This is a genomic window from Endozoicomonas ascidiicola, from assembly GCF_001646945.1.
Lineage (GTDB): Bacteria > Pseudomonadota > Gammaproteobacteria > Pseudomonadales > Endozoicomonadaceae > Endozoicomonas > Endozoicomonas ascidiicola.
This window is the reverse complement of sequence record NZ_LUTV01000005.1, coordinates 138,196-154,727: the sequence shown is the minus strand read 5'-3', so window position 1 is coordinate 154,727 and position 16,532 is coordinate 138,196. Positions and strand designations below refer to the sequence as shown.

Annotated in this window: 14 protein-coding genes; 2 read left to right on the top strand and 12 right to left on the bottom strand. The window is 45.9% G+C overall.

Translation table 11 applies throughout. The features are described from left to right. Positions 1 to 160: 160 nt before the first annotated feature. Positions 161 to 946 (bottom strand): aminotransferase class III-fold pyridoxal phosphate-dependent enzyme, encoded by a 786-nt coding sequence (locus tag AKL11_RS14595; protein WP_095210407.1) that lies wholly within the window; start codon positions 944 to 946, stop codon positions 161 to 163. Positions 947 to 1,312: 366 nt separating this feature from the next. On the opposite strand from AKL11_RS14595, the gene AKL11_RS14590 reads away from it, so the two are divergent. After that, on the top strand, positions 1,313 to 1,966 hold the full coding sequence (locus AKL11_RS14590) for a TetR/AcrR family transcriptional regulator (protein WP_067518734.1): 654 nt from the start codon (positions 1,313 to 1,315) through the stop codon (positions 1,964 to 1,966). A 218-nt stretch (positions 1,967 to 2,184) separates the two neighbouring features. Here AKL11_RS14590 and AKL11_RS14585 read toward each other — a convergent pair whose 3' ends face one another. The 3 genes from AKL11_RS14585 to AKL11_RS14575 form a co-directional block, all read right to left on the bottom strand. Then, positions 2,185 to 2,493 (bottom strand): PTS lactose/cellobiose transporter subunit IIA, encoded by a 309-nt coding sequence (locus AKL11_RS14585; protein WP_095210406.1) that lies wholly within the window; start codon positions 2,491 to 2,493, stop codon positions 2,185 to 2,187. Between the two features lie 58 nt (positions 2,494 to 2,551). Then, the gene (locus tag AKL11_RS14580) at positions 2,552 to 2,860 is read right to left on the bottom strand and encodes a PTS sugar transporter subunit IIB (RefSeq protein ID WP_067518730.1); all 309 of its coding nucleotides are present in this window, start codon (positions 2,858 to 2,860) and stop codon (positions 2,552 to 2,554) included. Between the two features lie 96 nt (positions 2,861 to 2,956). Then, positions 2,957 to 4,357 (bottom strand): GH1 family beta-glucosidase, encoded by a 1,401-nt coding sequence (locus AKL11_RS14575; protein WP_067518728.1) that lies wholly within the window; start codon positions 4,355 to 4,357, stop codon positions 2,957 to 2,959. Positions 4,358 to 4,732: 375 nt separating this feature from the next. Here AKL11_RS14575 and AKL11_RS14570 point away from each other — a divergent pair, with 375 nt between their 5' ends. Then, entirely contained in the window at positions 4,733 to 5,803 is a 1,071-nt protein-coding gene (locus tag AKL11_RS14570) for a LacI family DNA-binding transcriptional regulator (protein WP_067518726.1), read from the top strand. A gap of 34 nt (positions 5,804 to 5,837) precedes the next feature. On the opposite strand, the gene AKL11_RS14565 is transcribed toward AKL11_RS14570, so the two are convergent. The 8 genes from AKL11_RS14565 to AKL11_RS14530 form a co-directional block, all read right to left on the bottom strand. Continuing rightward, the gene (locus AKL11_RS14565) at positions 5,838 to 7,190 is read right to left on the bottom strand and encodes a GH1 family beta-glucosidase (protein ID WP_067518725.1); all 1,353 of its coding nucleotides are present in this window, start codon (positions 7,188 to 7,190) and stop codon (positions 5,838 to 5,840) included. Positions 7,191 to 7,207: 17 nt separating this feature from the next. Next, positions 7,208 to 8,221, bottom strand: coding sequence for an ABC transporter ATP-binding protein (locus tag AKL11_RS14560; RefSeq protein WP_067518723.1), 1,014 nt, complete (start codon positions 8,219 to 8,221; stop codon positions 7,208 to 7,210). Between the two features lie 14 nt (positions 8,222 to 8,235). Beyond that, entirely contained in the window at positions 8,236 to 9,240 is a 1,005-nt protein-coding gene (locus AKL11_RS14555; RefSeq protein ID WP_067518721.1) for an ABC transporter ATP-binding protein, read from the bottom strand. Further along, positions 9,237 to 10,190 carry an ABC transporter permease gene (locus AKL11_RS14550; RefSeq protein ID WP_067518720.1) on the bottom strand — a complete coding sequence of 318 codons (954 nt, stop codon included), beginning with the start codon at positions 10,188 to 10,190 and terminating at the stop codon, positions 9,237 to 9,239. The genes AKL11_RS14555 and AKL11_RS14550 overlap by 4 nt, the downstream gene beginning before the upstream one ends. A 14-nt stretch (positions 10,191 to 10,204) precedes the next feature. Continuing rightward, a complete protein-coding gene (locus tag AKL11_RS14545; protein WP_067518718.1) occupies positions 10,205 to 11,194 on the bottom strand; it encodes an ABC transporter permease in 990 nt (329 codons plus the stop codon). A gap of 91 nt (positions 11,195 to 11,285) precedes the next feature. Then, positions 11,286 to 12,938, bottom strand: a complete 1,653-nt coding sequence (locus AKL11_RS14540) for an ABC transporter substrate-binding protein (RefSeq protein WP_095210405.1) — start codon at positions 12,936 to 12,938, stop codon at positions 11,286 to 11,288. A 207-nt stretch (positions 12,939 to 13,145) separates the two neighbouring features. After that, the gene (locus AKL11_RS14535; protein WP_095210404.1) at positions 13,146 to 14,456 is read right to left on the bottom strand and encodes a PTS sugar transporter subunit IIC; all 1,311 of its coding nucleotides are present in this window, start codon (positions 14,454 to 14,456) and stop codon (positions 13,146 to 13,148) included. A gap of 233 nt (positions 14,457 to 14,689) precedes the next feature. After that, complete coding sequence (locus AKL11_RS14530; protein WP_067518712.1) at positions 14,690 to 15,973, bottom strand: carbohydrate porin; 1,284 nt, start codon at positions 15,971 to 15,973, stop codon at positions 14,690 to 14,692. Positions 15,974 to 16,532: the final 559 nt, after the last annotated feature.

The following is a 16,532-nucleotide window of genomic DNA, read 5'->3' as shown; positions in this document are numbered from 1 at the left end:
CTGCAATCCATTGATAGCACTCGTCTTTTGACTTCCAACCAGGCTGTATCTGCGGTGTAGCCTGAAGCAGCTCCTCCACCTGCTGGAGCGATTTGATGAGCCGTGTGTCCATTATGATTTTCATCCAGTAATTTTGGACGAAAGATCAGAAATCACAGGCTCATTTCATTTTGGAAACAAGGGCTCCGTTCAGGCTCATTTCATATTGGAAGAGACTTTGGTCGCAAATTTCCCGTAGCCGCTTTAAATATCCTTGGGGAGGTAAAATCACACCAGCTGAACCCGCAACCGGTTCAACTATCACTGCAGCAACACTTCCAGGATCATGAAGCGTTAATAAATCCGTCAGCACATCAGCCTTTTCAATACCATGCTCTGGCACACCTCGACTGAATGCATTTTTCTTAATGTCATGGGTATGAGGAAGGTGATCCACGCCAGAGAGAAGATTGGGAAACATTTTTCGATTCGCAGGAAGACCTCCCACCGACATGCCTCCAAAATTCACTCCGTGATAACCTTTCTCCCGCCCAATTAAACGTGTACGTCTGCAGTTACCTTTTGCCTGATGATAAGCAAGGGCAATTTTCAATGCGGTTTCTACTGATTCAGAGCCTGAGTTGGTAAAAAAGGCATGATTGATATCGCCAGGTAAATAAGAAACCAGACGGTCTGCCAATTCAAAAGCTAACGGGTGTCCGGCTTGAAATGCTGGCGCATAATCCAATTCGGCAGCCTGCTTCTGAATCGATTCAATAATTCGTGGGCGACAATGACCTGCATTCACACACCAGAGACCGGCAATTCCATCAAGGATTTTATCGTTATTTTCAGTCCAGAAGTGCATGCCTTCGGCACGTTTAAAAAGCCGGGGATTTTTTTTGAACTGTCGATTAGCCGTGAAGCCCATCCAATAGGCATCAAGGGGTGTTTCTGTTTCTTTCATAAGGCATCAGTCCGATTGTCGTTATTATTGTTCGAACATTTCTACGCATTGTTTGTGCCAATCTCTTATTCTAATGTGAGCGCCATCAATGCATTTATACGGATAACATGAAAAAACAACGACTGTCCATAGATTTGTCCGATCGGACAGGTTTTTATGAATTGAATCACTGTTAAATAAAATTTGTTCTCATTTAGCTGGGTGGGGGTGCTAATTTTCCGCGTAGTAATTGGGCAATTAATTACTTAAATGCATCAAAAAGTAGCGTGAAAATATTACCTTTATTAACTAATGGAATATTTTTTTTATTACAATAGCCTTATCATCAGCGTATAAATAAGTCTAAATCGGTCAGATAGCCCAAAGATGATTGAAGAATCCATAACGAAAGAACCCATTGGTAATACCCGCTTAAGAAATCAGTCTCTGATCTTGGCAACTGCAGAGTCTCTTTTTGCCAGACATGGCTATGGCGGTACCAGTATAAAAATGATTGCGGACAATGCTGCCTTACCAAAGGCAAATGTCGTTTACTATTTTGAAACCAAACAAAAGCTCTATCAGTCTGTACTCGGTCGCATTGTTAAACTTTGGGAAGACGTTCTGGAAAACATTTCAGCTGACTCGGAACCCGCTGACGCTCTGAGTCGTTATATCAGTGAAAAGTTGGAACTGTCACGACTATACCCAAGAGCATCCAAAATTTTCTCAAGTGAAATCATTCAGGGCGCTCCCCACCTGGAGGACAGTTTCTGGGTGGAGTTGAAAACCTGGACTGAAAGCCGTGTGCAGATTATTCAGAGCTGGATTGATCGGGGAAAAATGCTTCCTGTTGACCCCAAGCACCTATTATTCCTGATTTGGTCAAGTACCCAGCACTATGCCGACTTTGAGGTGCAAATCAGCAAGCTTACTTCCGAGGAAAAGTCGATCGATGACGTTTACGTAAAAGCAGAGCAGAATCTATGCCGGATCATTCTGGGCGGCTGCGGTCTAACCTGCCCGAAGCAGAATGGTTGATATTTAATCGTTTTTATAATTAACTTGGATGATGTAGATGTCTACTTGGTTCTGTCACTTCAACTTCAGAACGTCTGATAAATAGTTGCACTACTCACTGGCTCTGACTTTGCTCGTGTACAGTGCCTGATAATAGATAATCAATGTCGTTTATATGCCCTGTGCAAATAATACAGAATTATCGGCATGGGTATATAAGACAAAATATTGTCGTACAGTTAGTTGTCTATGCGCTTATAAAGCCGAATCATTTCTTCCACCATATCCTGCGCAAGCATTGACGTCATAAGATGATCCTGAGCATGAACCATCAACAGGTTAACCGGGATTTTCCCTGCACCATCATCCGCTGCAATCAAAGCCGTTTGCATCTTGTGAGCAAGCCGACCAGAATTTCGAGAACCTGCTAAGGTAGCTTCCGCTTTATCAAAGCTACCAGATCTGGCATGGGAGAGCGCTTCCATAGCCTGACTTCGTGCTTCTCCGGATTTTACAATCAATTCCATGACTACATTTTCTATGTTCACAACGTCACCTGTAGAGTTGACCTGACACGAGGTCAGGCTATTTAGTAAGAGTTAATGGTTAGGCTTCCAGCAGTTCCAACGCTTGGTCCAGAGCCTTTTCTCCATTCATCAAGCCGTAAACCATGGGTTCGATGGCGGCAACTTGTTTGTTTAATGCTGCTGCCTCCGCTTTAAAATCTGCCAGCTTGAACTTCACTTGCGGACCTAAAAGGCAAATGTCGTAGGTTTGAATGGCATTGCTGAATTCTTCGAGAGGAAAGGCGGCAATTTCTACGTCAAGGTTGCGAGTGAGTGCCGTTTGCTCCATTTTCTTGACCAGCATGCTGGTGGACATACCGGCACTGCAGCATAGAAAAATTTTCATCATGATGATCACCCATTTTGATTATTGTTATAGTGATTACAAGTGCCTAAATAGTCAGTATGAAATACCTATGGCAACATTTACCAACTATTTTACGCGTTAAATAGTCTCACCATTAGAGGCAATAACTTGTTCATACCAGTAGTAGCTTTGTTTCTTCTTCCGTTGAAGGTTACTGCGATCCACATAAACAAAGCCGTACTGTTTCTTATAGCCATTGAGCCAGCTCAGCAAATCAATCCATGACCACGCATAGTAACCCTTCAATTGAATGCCTTCGTCAAGCGCTTGTTCACAGGCAATCAGATGACGGCGGATGAAATCAATGCGAGCCTTATCAAGCACCTCACCTTCAACAATAGGGTCTTCATCACCGAGACCATTTTCTGTGATATAGATAGGTATATCACCGTAACGATCTTTTATCCGATGCATGCAGTCACGCAAGGCATCTGGGCAAACCTCCCACTGCCATTTTGTGTACTCGAACTGCAGTGGATCCATGACTGTTTTATAGTTACCGCAGAAGCTGACATCACCTGCGGCTCCGGGGCTTCGATTGTTTTTTTCATTGCTGTCCGCTTTTGAGTCCGGTGCAGCGATACGAGTTGGTTGATAGTAATTGATACCAATGAAGTCGCTCTTAGCTTGTTTCAAAAGGCGTAAGTCGTCGTGGGTAATGTCGAGCTTGCCATAACGGGCTTCAATTTTCGCAAGGTACTCTTTTGGGTACTCACCTTTAAGAACCGGGTCGTAGTACCAATGAAAGATAAACGACTCTGCCCACCAGGTTGCCTCTCGATCTTCTTTACTGTCGGTATACGGGTATGCAGGGTTAATAACATTAGACATACCAATGTTGCCTTTACAACCAAGTTCGCGGTAGGTCATAACCGCTTTTGCATGGGCAAGATTGACGTAGTGGCTGGCTTGATACATGAGGAAAGGGTTATTTTTTGCTGGTGGATGTGCACCAGTCACATAACCAAACATTTCAAAGATAATGGGCTCGTTAAAGGTAATCCAGTGATTAACCCGATCTCCGAAGCGTTCAAAACAAAGCCTTGCGTACTCCTCAAAAGCATCGCTGCATTCACGGGATTCCCAACCACCAATATCGTCCTGAAGCCCTTGGGGTAAGTCCCAATGATATAAAGTAATAAATGGAACAATATTGTGTTTGATCAGCTCATCGATCAGGTTGGAGTAAAACTCAACACCTTGTTCACTGATTTCACCTCGTCCTTTTGGAAGCAAGCGAGCCCAACTGATAGAGAAGCGATAACTTTTCAGCCCCATTTCACCCATCAGGGCAACGTCTTCTATATAACGGTTGTAATGATCAGCCGCAACGTCGCCGGTGGTGCCTTCAAAGGTTTTACCAGGAATGCGAACAAAGTTATCCCAAATAGAGGGGCCTTTGCCATCTTGATTCCAGGCACCCTCCACTTGATAGGCAGCAGTCGCTGCGCCCCACAGGAAATTTTTTGGAAATGCCATAATACGTGTACTCTGCGACTTATTATGACCCCGAAAGAAATCCAGTATGGTTCCGCTGGGTCATATTTTTTTATTGTTATTTGTTGGCTCAGACCAATAAAACGGCACATACAAGCAAGAGATAAATTGGCTGAGAGCAAACGTTTGCTCATGTGTTTATAAAAACACTTTATTTCCTTATATTCAAGTCAATCATCGCGAATTCATGACATTTAACCTATCCATGATCGTATATTGTCTTACAGGTACAGTTCGGGCACTTATTAGCTGTACATGAAGTGAGTGTTTGATTACTTTATTACTTATACAAATTAAAAATTAGTCACTTCTCTGGCGACAGATAGTCAAAAATTCTGAAAAATAAGCGACCTTCCAATGGTAACCATCAAAGATGTAGCGCAACTGGCTGGGGTAACACCTTCAACCGTATCCAGAGTGATCAATAATACCGGACGAATCAGTGAAGTGACCCGGCAACGGGTTCAGCAGGCAATAAAAGACAGTGGTTACCGTTTTAATCGTAACGCTCGAGCGTTAGTCACCAAAAGCTCAGGTATCATTGGCTTTGTAACCAATCCCGATAATGGTTTTTTCTATGCCAATCTTCTTCAGGAGCTGTCTCGCTGTGTACTTGGCCAGCTGCAGCGGAGAATGATGCTGGAATTTGGTCAGAATAATGAAGCAGGTGAGCTAGAAGCAATCGACCGATTGCTGTCTGAATCCTGCGAAGCCATTGTTGTCTATTCCAGACATATCACCGAAGAGTCAGCAAAAAAACTGGTTGAGAGTAATACAACCCCAATTGTCTTTTTGAACCGGTATTTTTCGTCTATTCCGGCAAACTGTGTTGGTATTGATAACGTTGCCTGTGGGTATCTGGCGACAAAAACATTGATCAACAATGGTCACCGGAATATTGCGTGCATTTATGGCTGCCCTCCCTATGCCAGTGGTCAGGAGCGGCTTGAAGGATTCAAAAAAGCGATGGAAGAGCATGGTCTTCCTATAAAACCTGAGTTGATGTTTTCTGGCCTATATGTGCCTCAGGTTGGCTGGGATGCGGTAGACAAGTTTCAATATCACTCTTTCACAGCCATTTTTTCCAGCAGTATTGGTCAGTCAGTTGGTGCAATAAATGCATTACACCGGCTTGGCTACCGTGTGCCTGATGATATGTCTCTGGTCAGTATTGATAATTATGTGTTGAACGATTATTTGAATCCAGCCTTAACAGCGATTGAGATTCCGATGGACCAATTGGCCAGTACCGCGATTCAAAGGGTTCAGCTTTTGAAGGATAATTCTCAGGTGCTGGAAAATGCGAGAATCCCAGGGCATCTGGTGGAGCGGGATAGCGTAAAACAGCTGGCAGAGTCAGACGTAAATCGTCGTACGGTGGTCTATAAAGTTGAAAATGTTCTTGAAAAGGCCGGTGAACCTGAATAACCGGCTGACTCAGGTTCACCGGAAACTGGAATGGCTAACTTCGTTCTGACAGTAACTGCCGATATGAAACAGCACTGTTTTTCAGGGTTCGAGCTTGGGTTTCGTAATCGACAAAAACCATGCCGAATCGTTTGCTGTATCCTTCAGCCCACTCAAAGTTATCCATTAAGCTCCAGGCAAAATAGCCAGCGACATTAACACCTTTACGAATGGACTGATCCAGTGCGTTCAAATGGGAATCAAAGTAGCGAACTCTCTGCTCATCATTTACACGACCATCTTCGATCAGATCGTCAGATGCCATACCATTTTCTGTGATGTAAATGGGGGGCAATTCATATCGATCGTTTAAGCCAACTAAAAGATCCGTCAAGCCATCCGGGTAAACTTCCCAATCCATAGTGGTTCTTTCAACGTCTCCGCCAAACAATTCTTCCGCAGGCGCCCCCTCGTAATAACTGTCAGGCTGATGTTTTACGACACCTCTTGAGTAATAATTAATTCCCATGTAATCAATTTTCCCTGAAATAATTTCCAGGTCTCCGGGAACTATCAGTGGTAGATCTTCAGGCCACGCTTTAGCAAAAGATTCTGGATATGAACCCATCAGGATTGGCTGGGCATAGAAATGATTGAACTCATCTTCGGCAAATTTCGCGGCTTCAATATCGGCTTTGGAATCCGTTAATGGATAATAGGGCTGCATGTTTAGAACGATGCCATGAGACGCCTTTGGGGCTGCAGCCCGCATTTTTGGTAATGCCAGTCCATGAGCCAGAAGCAAGTGATGCATTGCTTGAAAGCCAAACCGGTTGCCAGTAAGCCCAGGCGCATGCAAGCCAAAACGATACCCCATATAGGCGCTGCACCAGGGTTCGTTCAGTGTCGTGTAGGTGTGTACCCGATCCCCAAACCGCTGACAAACCACATCGGCATAATCGGCAAAGTGATACGCTGTCTCACGATTCAACCAGCCGCCGCGATCTTCAAGGTGCTGTGGAAGATCCCAATGATAAAGTGTGACATAGGGCTTAATGCCTTTTTCATTTAACGTATTAATGATGTTTTCATAAAAGATCAGCCCTTCTTCGAGCACGCTGCCATCTTCAGCAATAATTCGTGGCCATGCAATAGAAAAGCGATAGGCATCTACGCCAAGGCTTTCGATTAATTCAAGATCCGCCTGCCAGCGATGATAATGATCACAGGCAATTTCTCCGGATTCCCCGTTCAGCACTTTCCCTTCTTTTTGGCAAAAGGTGTCCCAGATAGAAGAAATTCTTCCTCCTTCATGGATAGCGCCTTCAATTTGATAAGAAGATGTTGCCACACCAAACGTAAAGTTTTTTTTAAGCAGTGCAGAATCTGTTGGTAGTCGTATAGTCATGTTCACGTCCTGGTAAATCAACTGAAAAGGTGACAACGGGTATAATGGTTTGGCGCAATTTCCTTTGCTTCCGGCAAATACTCCGTACATTCTCGTTTTGCCTGAGGGCAGCGTGCAGCATAGGGGCAACCAGTTTTTTCCGGCGACCACATAGGCGTCTCCTGCCCACGATGGGTGGGGAGTTTTTCGTGGATACTGCGTTTAGGGTCAGGCACTGCTGCCAGTAATAATTGAGTGTATGGGTGCTGCGGGTTCTGGGTGACGGCTTCCGTGTCTCCCCACTCCACCATATGGCCGCAATACAACACCACGGTCTCTTCTGCAAAATATCGGGCTGTCGCAATATCGTGGGTGATGTACATAAACGACTTGCCCATTTCGTGTTTCATCTGATTCATCAGATTCAACACACCAATGCGAATGGATACATCCAGCATGGAGGTGGGTTCGTCTGCCAAAATAACATGAGCACCAATGGCCAGTGTTTTTGCCAAAAAGACCCGTTGACGTTGCCCACCCGACAACTGATGAGGAAATTTACCAAGCGCTTCTCTTGCCGGTGTTAACCCCACCTGAGTCAGCAGGTGAATAAGCCGCTCTTCAATATCAGCCTGACTATCGAGATTGGCATAGAGTCGTAATGGTCGTTCCAGATGATATCGAATGGTATGCAATGGATTCAGGGAACCAAAAGGATCCTGAAACACCATTTGTACCTCACGACGATAGTCTCTTAGTGCTTGCCCACCGTCGATCTCATTAATATTCTGGCCACGATAGGTAATTGAGCCTTTTGTCGCATGATGGATTTTTGTGGCTATTCTTGCCGATGTGCTTTTACCGCAACCAGACTCTCCGACTACCGCAAGGCAATGGCCGTCGTACATCTTAAAGTTAAGACCATTCAATGCCCTGAGATAGGTTTTAGGGCTGAGAATGGATTTTTTCTCTTTAGTAAAATCGATAACCAGATTTCTGGCCTCAAGAGTGACCTGTCGCTCAGGAGCCGGGTCTAATTTTTCAGCTAGCATTCTGCTCTCCTGCTTCAGGCGTCTACTTCCAGCGAGTTGTAAGGTTGTGCAACGTCTACGGGAAGCACATGATGACAAGCGACCCAGCCACGGTGGCTGTTATTAATAAGCTGTGGTTCTAGTTGACGACATTGTTCAGTTACCCGAAAGCAGCGTTCAGCAAAACGACAGCCTGGTGGAACATTGCTCAAATCGAGCGGTGTTCCGGGAATACCAATCATCTCCTTCAATTCACCTTTTAAGGTTGGAAAAGAGTTGCCCAGTCCGAAACTGTAGGGGTGCTGTGGTTGCTCAAGAATGGCCGTGGAATCCGCGACTTCAACTAACTGGCCAGAATACATAATCCCTATACGATCACAGAATTCCACCATCAGACTGAGATCATGGGTAATGAACAGTACGGAAAAACCAAACTCCTTTTTAAGCTCGTATACTTTTTGGAGAATTTCCCGCTGTACCACAACGTCCAGTGCAGTGGTGGGCTCGTCCATGATCAGTAATTTGGGTTTCAGCGCCAGAGCCATGGCAATAACCACCCGTTGTCGCATGCCTCCCGAGAACTGATGGGGATAATCAAACAGTCGCTCTGCAGGAATATCGACAATCTTTAAAAGTTCACGGGCTTTCTCAATGGATTCTTTGCGATTTTTTACCTGATCATGGGCTTTGAAAATATCGTAGAACTGATACTCAATGGTTTTTACCGGATTCAGGCAGCTCATGGCACTTTGAAAGACCATGGCCGTATCTTTCCAGCGAAACTGACGAAGGGCTTCATCATCAAAATCCAGTATGTTTTTGCCTTCGAAAAGAATCTCACCGCCAGAAATCAAAGCGGGTGGTCGATGCAGGCGCATCAAGGCAAACGCAATTGTGCTTTTTCCACAGCCCGATTCACCGGCGAGGCCAAGGATTTCACCTTCTTCAATGGCAAAGCTGACCTCATTAACAGCGCGTACACGGCCATCAAAGGTGATGTAATCAACACTGAGATCGTTTACTTCTATCAAGGCACTCATACGACACCTCCCACAGTTTCACCACTCACTGATTTAACGCCTTGAGAGGATTGTTTTTTATTCTCTTTTGCCTGCTCACGACGGAATTTGGCCATGATTTTCTGAGCTCGGAGTTTCGGATTTGATATCTCATCAATGGAGAAATTAATCAGCGCCAAACCAATGGCCAGAGAGGCAAGGGCGACACTGGGTGTGATGATTTCCCACCAGGCGCCAATTCGAATGGCTGATGTCTGTTGAGCGTTGTACAGCATCACGCCCCAGGTCACTGATAACGGATCGCCCAAACCAATAAATTCAAGGGTGGCTTCTGTCATGATGGCGTAGATGACGGTGCTGATGAATGAGCTGGCCAGAATGGACATCATGTTGGGCATAACTTCAAAAAACACCATCCGTCGTTTAGTTTCACCCATGACCTCGGCTGCATGGATAAAGTCACGGTTCCGAATCGACATGGTCTGTGCTCGAATGACTCGTGCACCCCAGGGCCATGAAGTGGCACCGATAATGACGGCGATAATAAAAGGGGAAACCTGATCAAGGAATGAAGCAAGCACCAGCATTAGCGGAAGGCTTGGAATGACCATCACAAGGTTGGTTAAAAACGACAGAACGTTGTCAACCGCACCACCAAAATAGCCGGCGCTGATACCAACAATCATGCCCATAATGATGACAAATAAACCCGCCACCAAACCGACGAGGATCGACGTTTGTCCACCATAGATAACCTGCGCCCACACATCACGGCCCATTCGAGTGGTACCCAGAATATGATCCATGGAGGGCGATTGATGCGGTCTGGCGATTCGAGCGTTTGGCTGATACTCGGTAAATAAGGGCGCTGCGAAACAAATAACACAGATCACCAATACCAGAGAAATACCAAACGCAGCCTTTGGGTTATTCAGGAAAAACTCTTTCAGAACATTCCATACTTTTTTCATAACATCCTCCCTGATTACTGCAAGGCTGTGCGCAGGCGTGGGTCAAGAGTGAACAGCAGCATATCGGCAATGAAGTTTGCGCTGAGCACCATGATGGTCATCATCAACAGGTAGCCTTGAATCAATGGATAATCCCGGGCAACCATGCCTTGAAACATCACAAGACCAAGGCCGGGGTAGTTGAAAATGATTTCGACAATCAATGAGCCGGCAAAGATCAACCCGATGGACATGGCAAAGGCGGTGATCATCGGCAAGATGGCGTTACGGGCACCGTATTGAAACATGACATTCCGGTCCCGAACGCCTTTAGCCCAACCCATGACGATAAAATCTTCACCCAACTGGTTAATCATGTTGGAGCGCATGGACATCACGTTGACCATACCAACCAGCACCATGGACAACAGTGGCAGTGTAAGGTGGTGCAAAACGCTACCGATAAATTCCCAGCTTAATTCCGGATTAAGATCGGGGTCGTAGGCATAACCGGTGGGGAACCACTCAAGGGTCGATGCAAAAACAATATAAAGAATCAGTGCGATAACCACCGGAGGCACGGAGGAAACAATGACAGAAGTGACCGTCACAATGCTGTCGATTTTTGAGCCCCGTTTCCAGGCAACCCAAATGCCCAGCAGGGTCGTTAGGGTGTAAGAAATAATCAGAAATGCACCAACCAATAGAAGCGTCCAGAGCGTACCCCGCCCCAGCACTTCAACCACGGGTTGGAAAAAGCGGGTAGACATACCCCATTCACCCGCCATGATGCTCTGCAGGTAAACAAAAAACTGTTGCCATAATGGTGTGGTCGTCGAATAACCATAAAGCGCTTCAAGGGCTTTTATGGTTTCAGGTGTAATCTGTCCGCCATTTTGAGCCAGGCGCGCCAGAAAACTTTGAATCGGATCACCGGGCATCATGCGCGGCAGGAAAAAATTAATGGTCACAGCCACTAAAAAAGCCAGGAGGTAAAAGCCCAGCCTCTGCATTAGGTATCTCATGTTATTACCGCATTCTCAAAAGCTTAGTGAAAAACACGTTCTCATCGTTACAAAGTACGGAGCAGCCATTCGGCCGCTCCGCTAACATGATTTACATGCGTGGTTTGATGGCCTGAATATGAATCAGACGGTTGTAGTTTTCCCATGGCGCAGGGTGAGCCTGTGGGTTTTCTTCGCTGTAGAAACCTGTAAAACGACTGTCGTTGTAGGAATACCAGACACCGTTGTAATACAGAGGCACCTGAATAACATTCTCGGCCACATGTTGCTCAATCTGGCTGGCCAGACGCTGCTGTTCAGCTTCGTCAGGAGTCGCACCCATGTCTTCGATCATCTTATCCAACGCTTCGTTGGAATAGTTCATCATGGAAGACGACCACCACTGTGGGCTCATGTTGTTCCGTGAGTGCAGGGTGTAGTCGTAGAACTTCCAGACAGAAGACTGCAGTGATCCACCGCAGAAGCAGGCGTCAAAGTCACCGGTTTCCCAGGTCTTGGCATAGGCAGCGGCTTCAGGTGTGACGACATTGGCATCGATACCTGCAGCACGAAGGCCTTCAACCGCGATAGAGGCGTTGTTCACCCAGTCAGTCCAGCCACTTGGCACTTGAACTTTAAAGGTCAGCTTGGAACCGGTTGGGTTCTCCACAAATCCATCACCATCGACGTCTTTAAAGCCACCGGCTTTTAGCTCAGCTTTAGCGGCTTTAATGTCATAGCGATACAGCTTGGACCACATGGCATCGGCTTTATCATCTCTCCAGTTCCAGAGGGACTTAGGCATGTTGGATGCTGGGTTATCACCGGTTACATAACCATACGCGCCGATCATCATCATCGCATCACGATCCATAGACAGGTTGAATGCCTTACGGAAGTTAACGCTACTGAATGCTTCTTTAGCGCCATCATTCTTGGTTTCAAAGTTCATGGTGATACGAACACCGTCGCTTGATGGGAACCAGTACTTATTGTTCTCATTCTTGGCAACAAAGGTTTTGTCCACATCAGGAATAAAAATGCCATTCCAGTCAGTTTCACCTTTTGCCATCAGCTCAAGCGCAGCATCGTTGCTGGAGTATTGTGGGAACTCAAGACAGCTGACTTTTACATCAGGGTTCCAGTAGTTCGGGTTCTTGCACTGAACGTAAACCTGAGGCGTAAAACGCTGGATTTCTGTGAAAGGACCAGTACCTACAGGATTCTTGTTAGATTCCTGAGCGGGCTTATCGATCTTCGACCAGATATGCTCAGGAATGATCAAGTTAGACACACCCAGCAGGTCGTTAGCCGCAAATGCATTGGCGGTTTTCAGGTGCAGTTTGACGGTATGGTCATCCACTTTTTCAGCTTTAGACACTTTGCTGGTAATACCTGCACCATCAATTTCTGGATGAGATTTTGGATAGGTAAACGTAAATACAACGTCGTCTGCATTGAAATCTTCACCGTCTGACCATTTAACGCCCTTACGGAGGTTCACTGTCAGTGCTTTCAGGTCATCACTCAGTGCGTAAGAGGTGGCCAGAAAGTAGTGAGGCTTCAGGCTATCAATCTGGTTGAACACGACTAATGGCTCATACACCATATCTTTCGATTGACGACCACCGACCCAGGGGTTGAAGTTCTGAACCCAACCGGTTGTCGATTCACTGAGAATCTTCAGGTTAGGGGTTTTCGCCTCAGCAGCGGTGATGGAGATCGCCATCGCTGCTGCAAAAGTGGCAAGTTTCCGGATCTTCATTCTTATCGTTTCCTTGCTGTTGTTATTATTATTGGCCTTAAAACTGTGACTGCCTGAACACGGTTAAAAGTTGTTGAATCTTTACTGGATGACTGAATCGCAGGCAGCACAGGGGAGCGCCGCTCTGATAGACCAGTCATCTTTACTGCTACTTCTTAATTTCCCCCGACATTTCTGCCGGGAGACACACAGGGAGGCTTGCTACTGCTAGGTGTTTTGGGTGTCCAGTTCGGCGCTGGCTTTCTCTTCATCCAGGGCCAGCGTTTTTTCATAGGCCTTAAAGAATGGGTAGTAGATCGTGTAGGCGGTAACCATACAGACTGCTGAGAGAACGAACGCACTGAGTGCCCAGTTGGCTGCCCATGCTGCACCTATCGGACCGGGTGTCGTCCAGGGGGTTACAGCAACCACTTTGGCAACCAATCCGGCATCCACCATAAAGTAGGCCAGAATGCCGTTAAAAATGGGGACTGCCAGGAAAGGAATAAACATCACCGGGTTCATCACAATGGGCGCACCAAACATAATGGGCTCATTGATATTGAACAACCCGGGAATGATCGACATTTTGCCCACTGAGCGCAGGTGCGCTGCCCGGGAACGGATCAGCAGTAAACACAAAGGCAGGGTAGAGCCAACACCACCAATCAACAGATAGTGATCCCAAAATCCTTGAAGAAATACGGCAGTGGGCTCGACACCTGAGGCCAAAGCTTCCTGGTTGCCGCCAAGGTTCGCCAGCCAGAAAGGTCCCATTAAGCTGGTGACCAATAATGAACCGTGAATGCCACAGAACCAGAGCACATTGCAGATCACTACAACTAATACGACGGCGGCCAGAGAATCCGAGGCAGATACTAATGGCGCCAGGACTTTCATAATCGCTTCAGGAATCATCATGCCTGTGAGGTTCTGAATCAGAAGGCTCAATGGGTAGAGAATGAGCATTACCGCAATCACTGGGATGAGAAGCTCAAAAGAACGTGCCACACCTTCTGGCACCTGTTCTGGCAGTTTGATGGTGATGTTCTTTTCGATGAGAAAACGGTACAGCTCGGTGGTGAAGATCGACACTGCAATCACTGTAAAGATGCCTTCGCCACTGAAAAAGCGTGTAGACATATTGCCATCCACAAACGGTGTAGCGATCAACAGGAATCCGAACAATGCCAGCAGGCTGGAGGTGATTTGATCCAGCTTGTAATGTCTGGCCAGGCTTGATGCGATGCCTACGCCCATAAAGAAGGTGGTTAAGCCCATGGATACTCTAAACGGCAAAAACAAGGTATCGAAGTTATTGGAGGAAAAATCCAGCCAGGCTCGGGCGAAGCTCAGGGTGGTGTCTTTTGGAAACGGTGGAAAAACAAACACCAGAAGAAAACTACCAACAATCAGAAAGGGCAGGGCTGCAAGACCACCGTCTTTTACTGCAGTTAGGTAGCGGTTTTGCCCGAGGGTTCCAGCGAGCGGTGCGACCCATTTTTCAATGGAGCTTTCCAACTTAGAAAGAATACTCATTATTATTATCTCTTTCTGTTTTTGATGAGGATGACAAAGTCAGGTCCATTGCTGTCAATTGATTACGTGCGCGCTAAAGGCAAGGCTGAAGGCTTCCCTTCCTTATGGGATCAGCCTTGGCAACGCAGATAACCGACTACATCATATCCTCTTTGATATACACAGTGTCCCCGGTTAAATCAGAGTTGTGACAGGTGACCGCTACAGCCGATAACCTGTCACGGGTACAGCAATTACCAGCTGGCTTCCATCATGGCGCCGATGGTTGTGGCGTCACGCTTATCGGACTTAGTAAGTTCGTAAGCTTCAGTAACTTCACCATGGTTGACGAAGAACTTCAGAGTTGGGCTAGGCCATCCAAAGCTGTTCAGCTGGATTGCATGCTCCAGACCTACACGCCACGCTTTGTTGGTATCACCCTTAGTTGTAGATAGGTCATCAAACTTCAAGCTATCTATACCGACTTCTAAGCGAGTTGAGTGGATATCACTGTGCTTGTAGACTGGGGTCACAACCAGCTGAGTCAGAGTTTCATCTGCTATGGCTGCACCATCGTCAGTCATATCTTTATTGGTCTCATGCAAGAAGTTGTAATGAACTCCAAACTTACTGCTGAAATCGATGTTACCTCTCAGGCCAAACATGAGAGATTTCAGGTCCTTATCAGCATTGCCCCACATCATGCCATGCCGGAATCCACGGCTTGAACGGACGTGAAGTTCATTTCGCCCCATGCTCCAGTTTTGACCAATGTTGAATGCCAGTTGGTGACCATTCTCAGGCTTTGTTGTTGTTGTTTCTTTTTCATAGAGGTACTGATCTGGGCTGAGTTCCTTTGTGGCTTCGGTTACCACCCACTTAGACTCTGTGCTTTCATCATCATCGGCAGCAAAACCATAGTTGAGATTGATGGCCATATCCACCGAATCACTTAGCTGGATACCGTGAATTTTGTTGATAAAGCCATATCGGTTGTTGTTACCAGTACCGCCAGCGACAAGAGCTGAATCAAGTAAGGCTCCACCCATATTCAGGTTTTCGATACCCGCCCCTGTACCGTCGTTCAGGAGGTAGAAATAGTCATTCTGCCACATATATGTACGTCCCAAATGGCGTTTACCAGCCCAAACACTGGCACCAGGCTGGGAGTCAAAGACATTACTGGCTCTGACAAAAGCTTGAGGAAAGCCTTGCTCATCTTGATTTTGAGACCAATCTTCAAGCATGAAATAAACATCGAGCACCTGGCCATTGTCAGAGGTGAACTTGTTGTTTACACCAACTTCAAAGCCATACTTTTCGTTACCAAGGCGACCTGGTGCTGGGTACTGGCTTTCAGGTGCTTTAATGACATTAATACCGTTTTTCTTCTCGCCCTGCACAGGATCATCAGAAGAATATCCAGCACCCATACGACCATAACCATTAAAGGAGATGTCATAATCAGCTTGAACTTGAGAAGTGATGCCTGCAATGGCAGTCGCTAAAGCGAGAGTCTTAAATGTGATATTTTTCATTATTATTATTTCTTTTGTGTGTGTTGTTATTCAGCCGATAAATCGACCTTGTTGTTTTTATTCCTATCAGGACAACAGCAGGCAGCGTCTCTAATTCTTTTTCAAAAGATAATAAATACGACAAATGTCTTTTAAAAAACACCGTGAAGAAACTCGCCAAACCTCTGACTTAGATTTTTTTAATGCGTTGGTAGCAACACAGAAAATTAAATCCCTGTATAAGGTTGTTATTGTGTCGTGTATTTTATGTGGTGTTGTTTCACCCTCCTGATAATAAAAATTACCTGTTATTGACGTTTGCATAACTACTATAAAATGGTGTTTGTCGAGTTGTCTAGAAAAAAGTGCAAACGTTTGCGCAAAAATGCAAACGATTGCACAAATGGAGACTTTCTTATGGAAAATGACAGGGTGATATAGGATTATACAGCAATTCCCGCTGACAGCTTATTAATGCTCAAATTAATTGGTAATTCAAACCGCCATTTATTCAGGACGAACGAAGTCACGCTGACTAATGAGCAACAATATCCGCAAGTTCTAAACACAGGTTAAACAG

Coding starts and splice junctions, on each gene's coding strand:
- AKL11_RS14540 (WP_095210405.1), bottom strand. CDS start 12,938: ATGAAGATCCGGAAACTTGCCACTTTTGCAGCAGCGATGGCGATCTCC.
- AKL11_RS14535 (WP_095210404.1), bottom strand. CDS start 14,456: ATGAGTATTCTTTCTAAGTTGGAAAGCTCCATTGAAAAATGGGTCGCA.
- AKL11_RS14595 (WP_095210407.1), bottom strand. CDS start 946: ATGAAAGAAACAGAAACACCCCTTGATGCCTATTGGATGGGCTTCACG.
- AKL11_RS14560 (WP_067518723.1), bottom strand. CDS start 8,221: ATGCTAGCTGAAAAATTAGACCCGGCTCCTGAGCGACAGGTCACTCTT.
- AKL11_RS14555 (WP_067518721.1), bottom strand. CDS start 9,240: ATGAGTGCCTTGATAGAAGTAAACGATCTCAGTGTTGATTACATCACC.
- AKL11_RS14575 (WP_067518728.1), bottom strand. CDS start 4,357: ATGGCATTTCCAAAAAATTTCCTGTGGGGCGCAGCGACTGCTGCCTAT.
- AKL11_RS14565 (WP_067518725.1), bottom strand. CDS start 7,190: ATGACTATACGACTACCAACAGATTCTGCACTGCTTAAAAAAAACTTT.
- AKL11_RS14570 (WP_067518726.1), top strand. CDS start 4,733: ATGGTAACCATCAAAGATGTAGCGCAACTGGCTGGGGTAACACCTTCA.
- AKL11_RS14590 (WP_067518734.1), top strand. CDS start 1,313: ATGATTGAAGAATCCATAACGAAAGAACCCATTGGTAATACCCGCTTA.
- AKL11_RS14530 (WP_067518712.1), bottom strand. CDS start 15,973: ATGAAAAATATCACATTTAAGACTCTCGCTTTAGCGACTGCCATTGCA.
- AKL11_RS14545 (WP_067518718.1), bottom strand. CDS start 11,194: ATGAGATACCTAATGCAGAGGCTGGGCTTTTACCTCCTGGCTTTTTTA.
- AKL11_RS14550 (WP_067518720.1), bottom strand. CDS start 10,190: ATGAAAAAAGTATGGAATGTTCTGAAAGAGTTTTTCCTGAATAACCCA.
- AKL11_RS14580 (WP_067518730.1), bottom strand. CDS start 2,860: ATGATGAAAATTTTTCTATGCTGCAGTGCCGGTATGTCCACCAGCATG.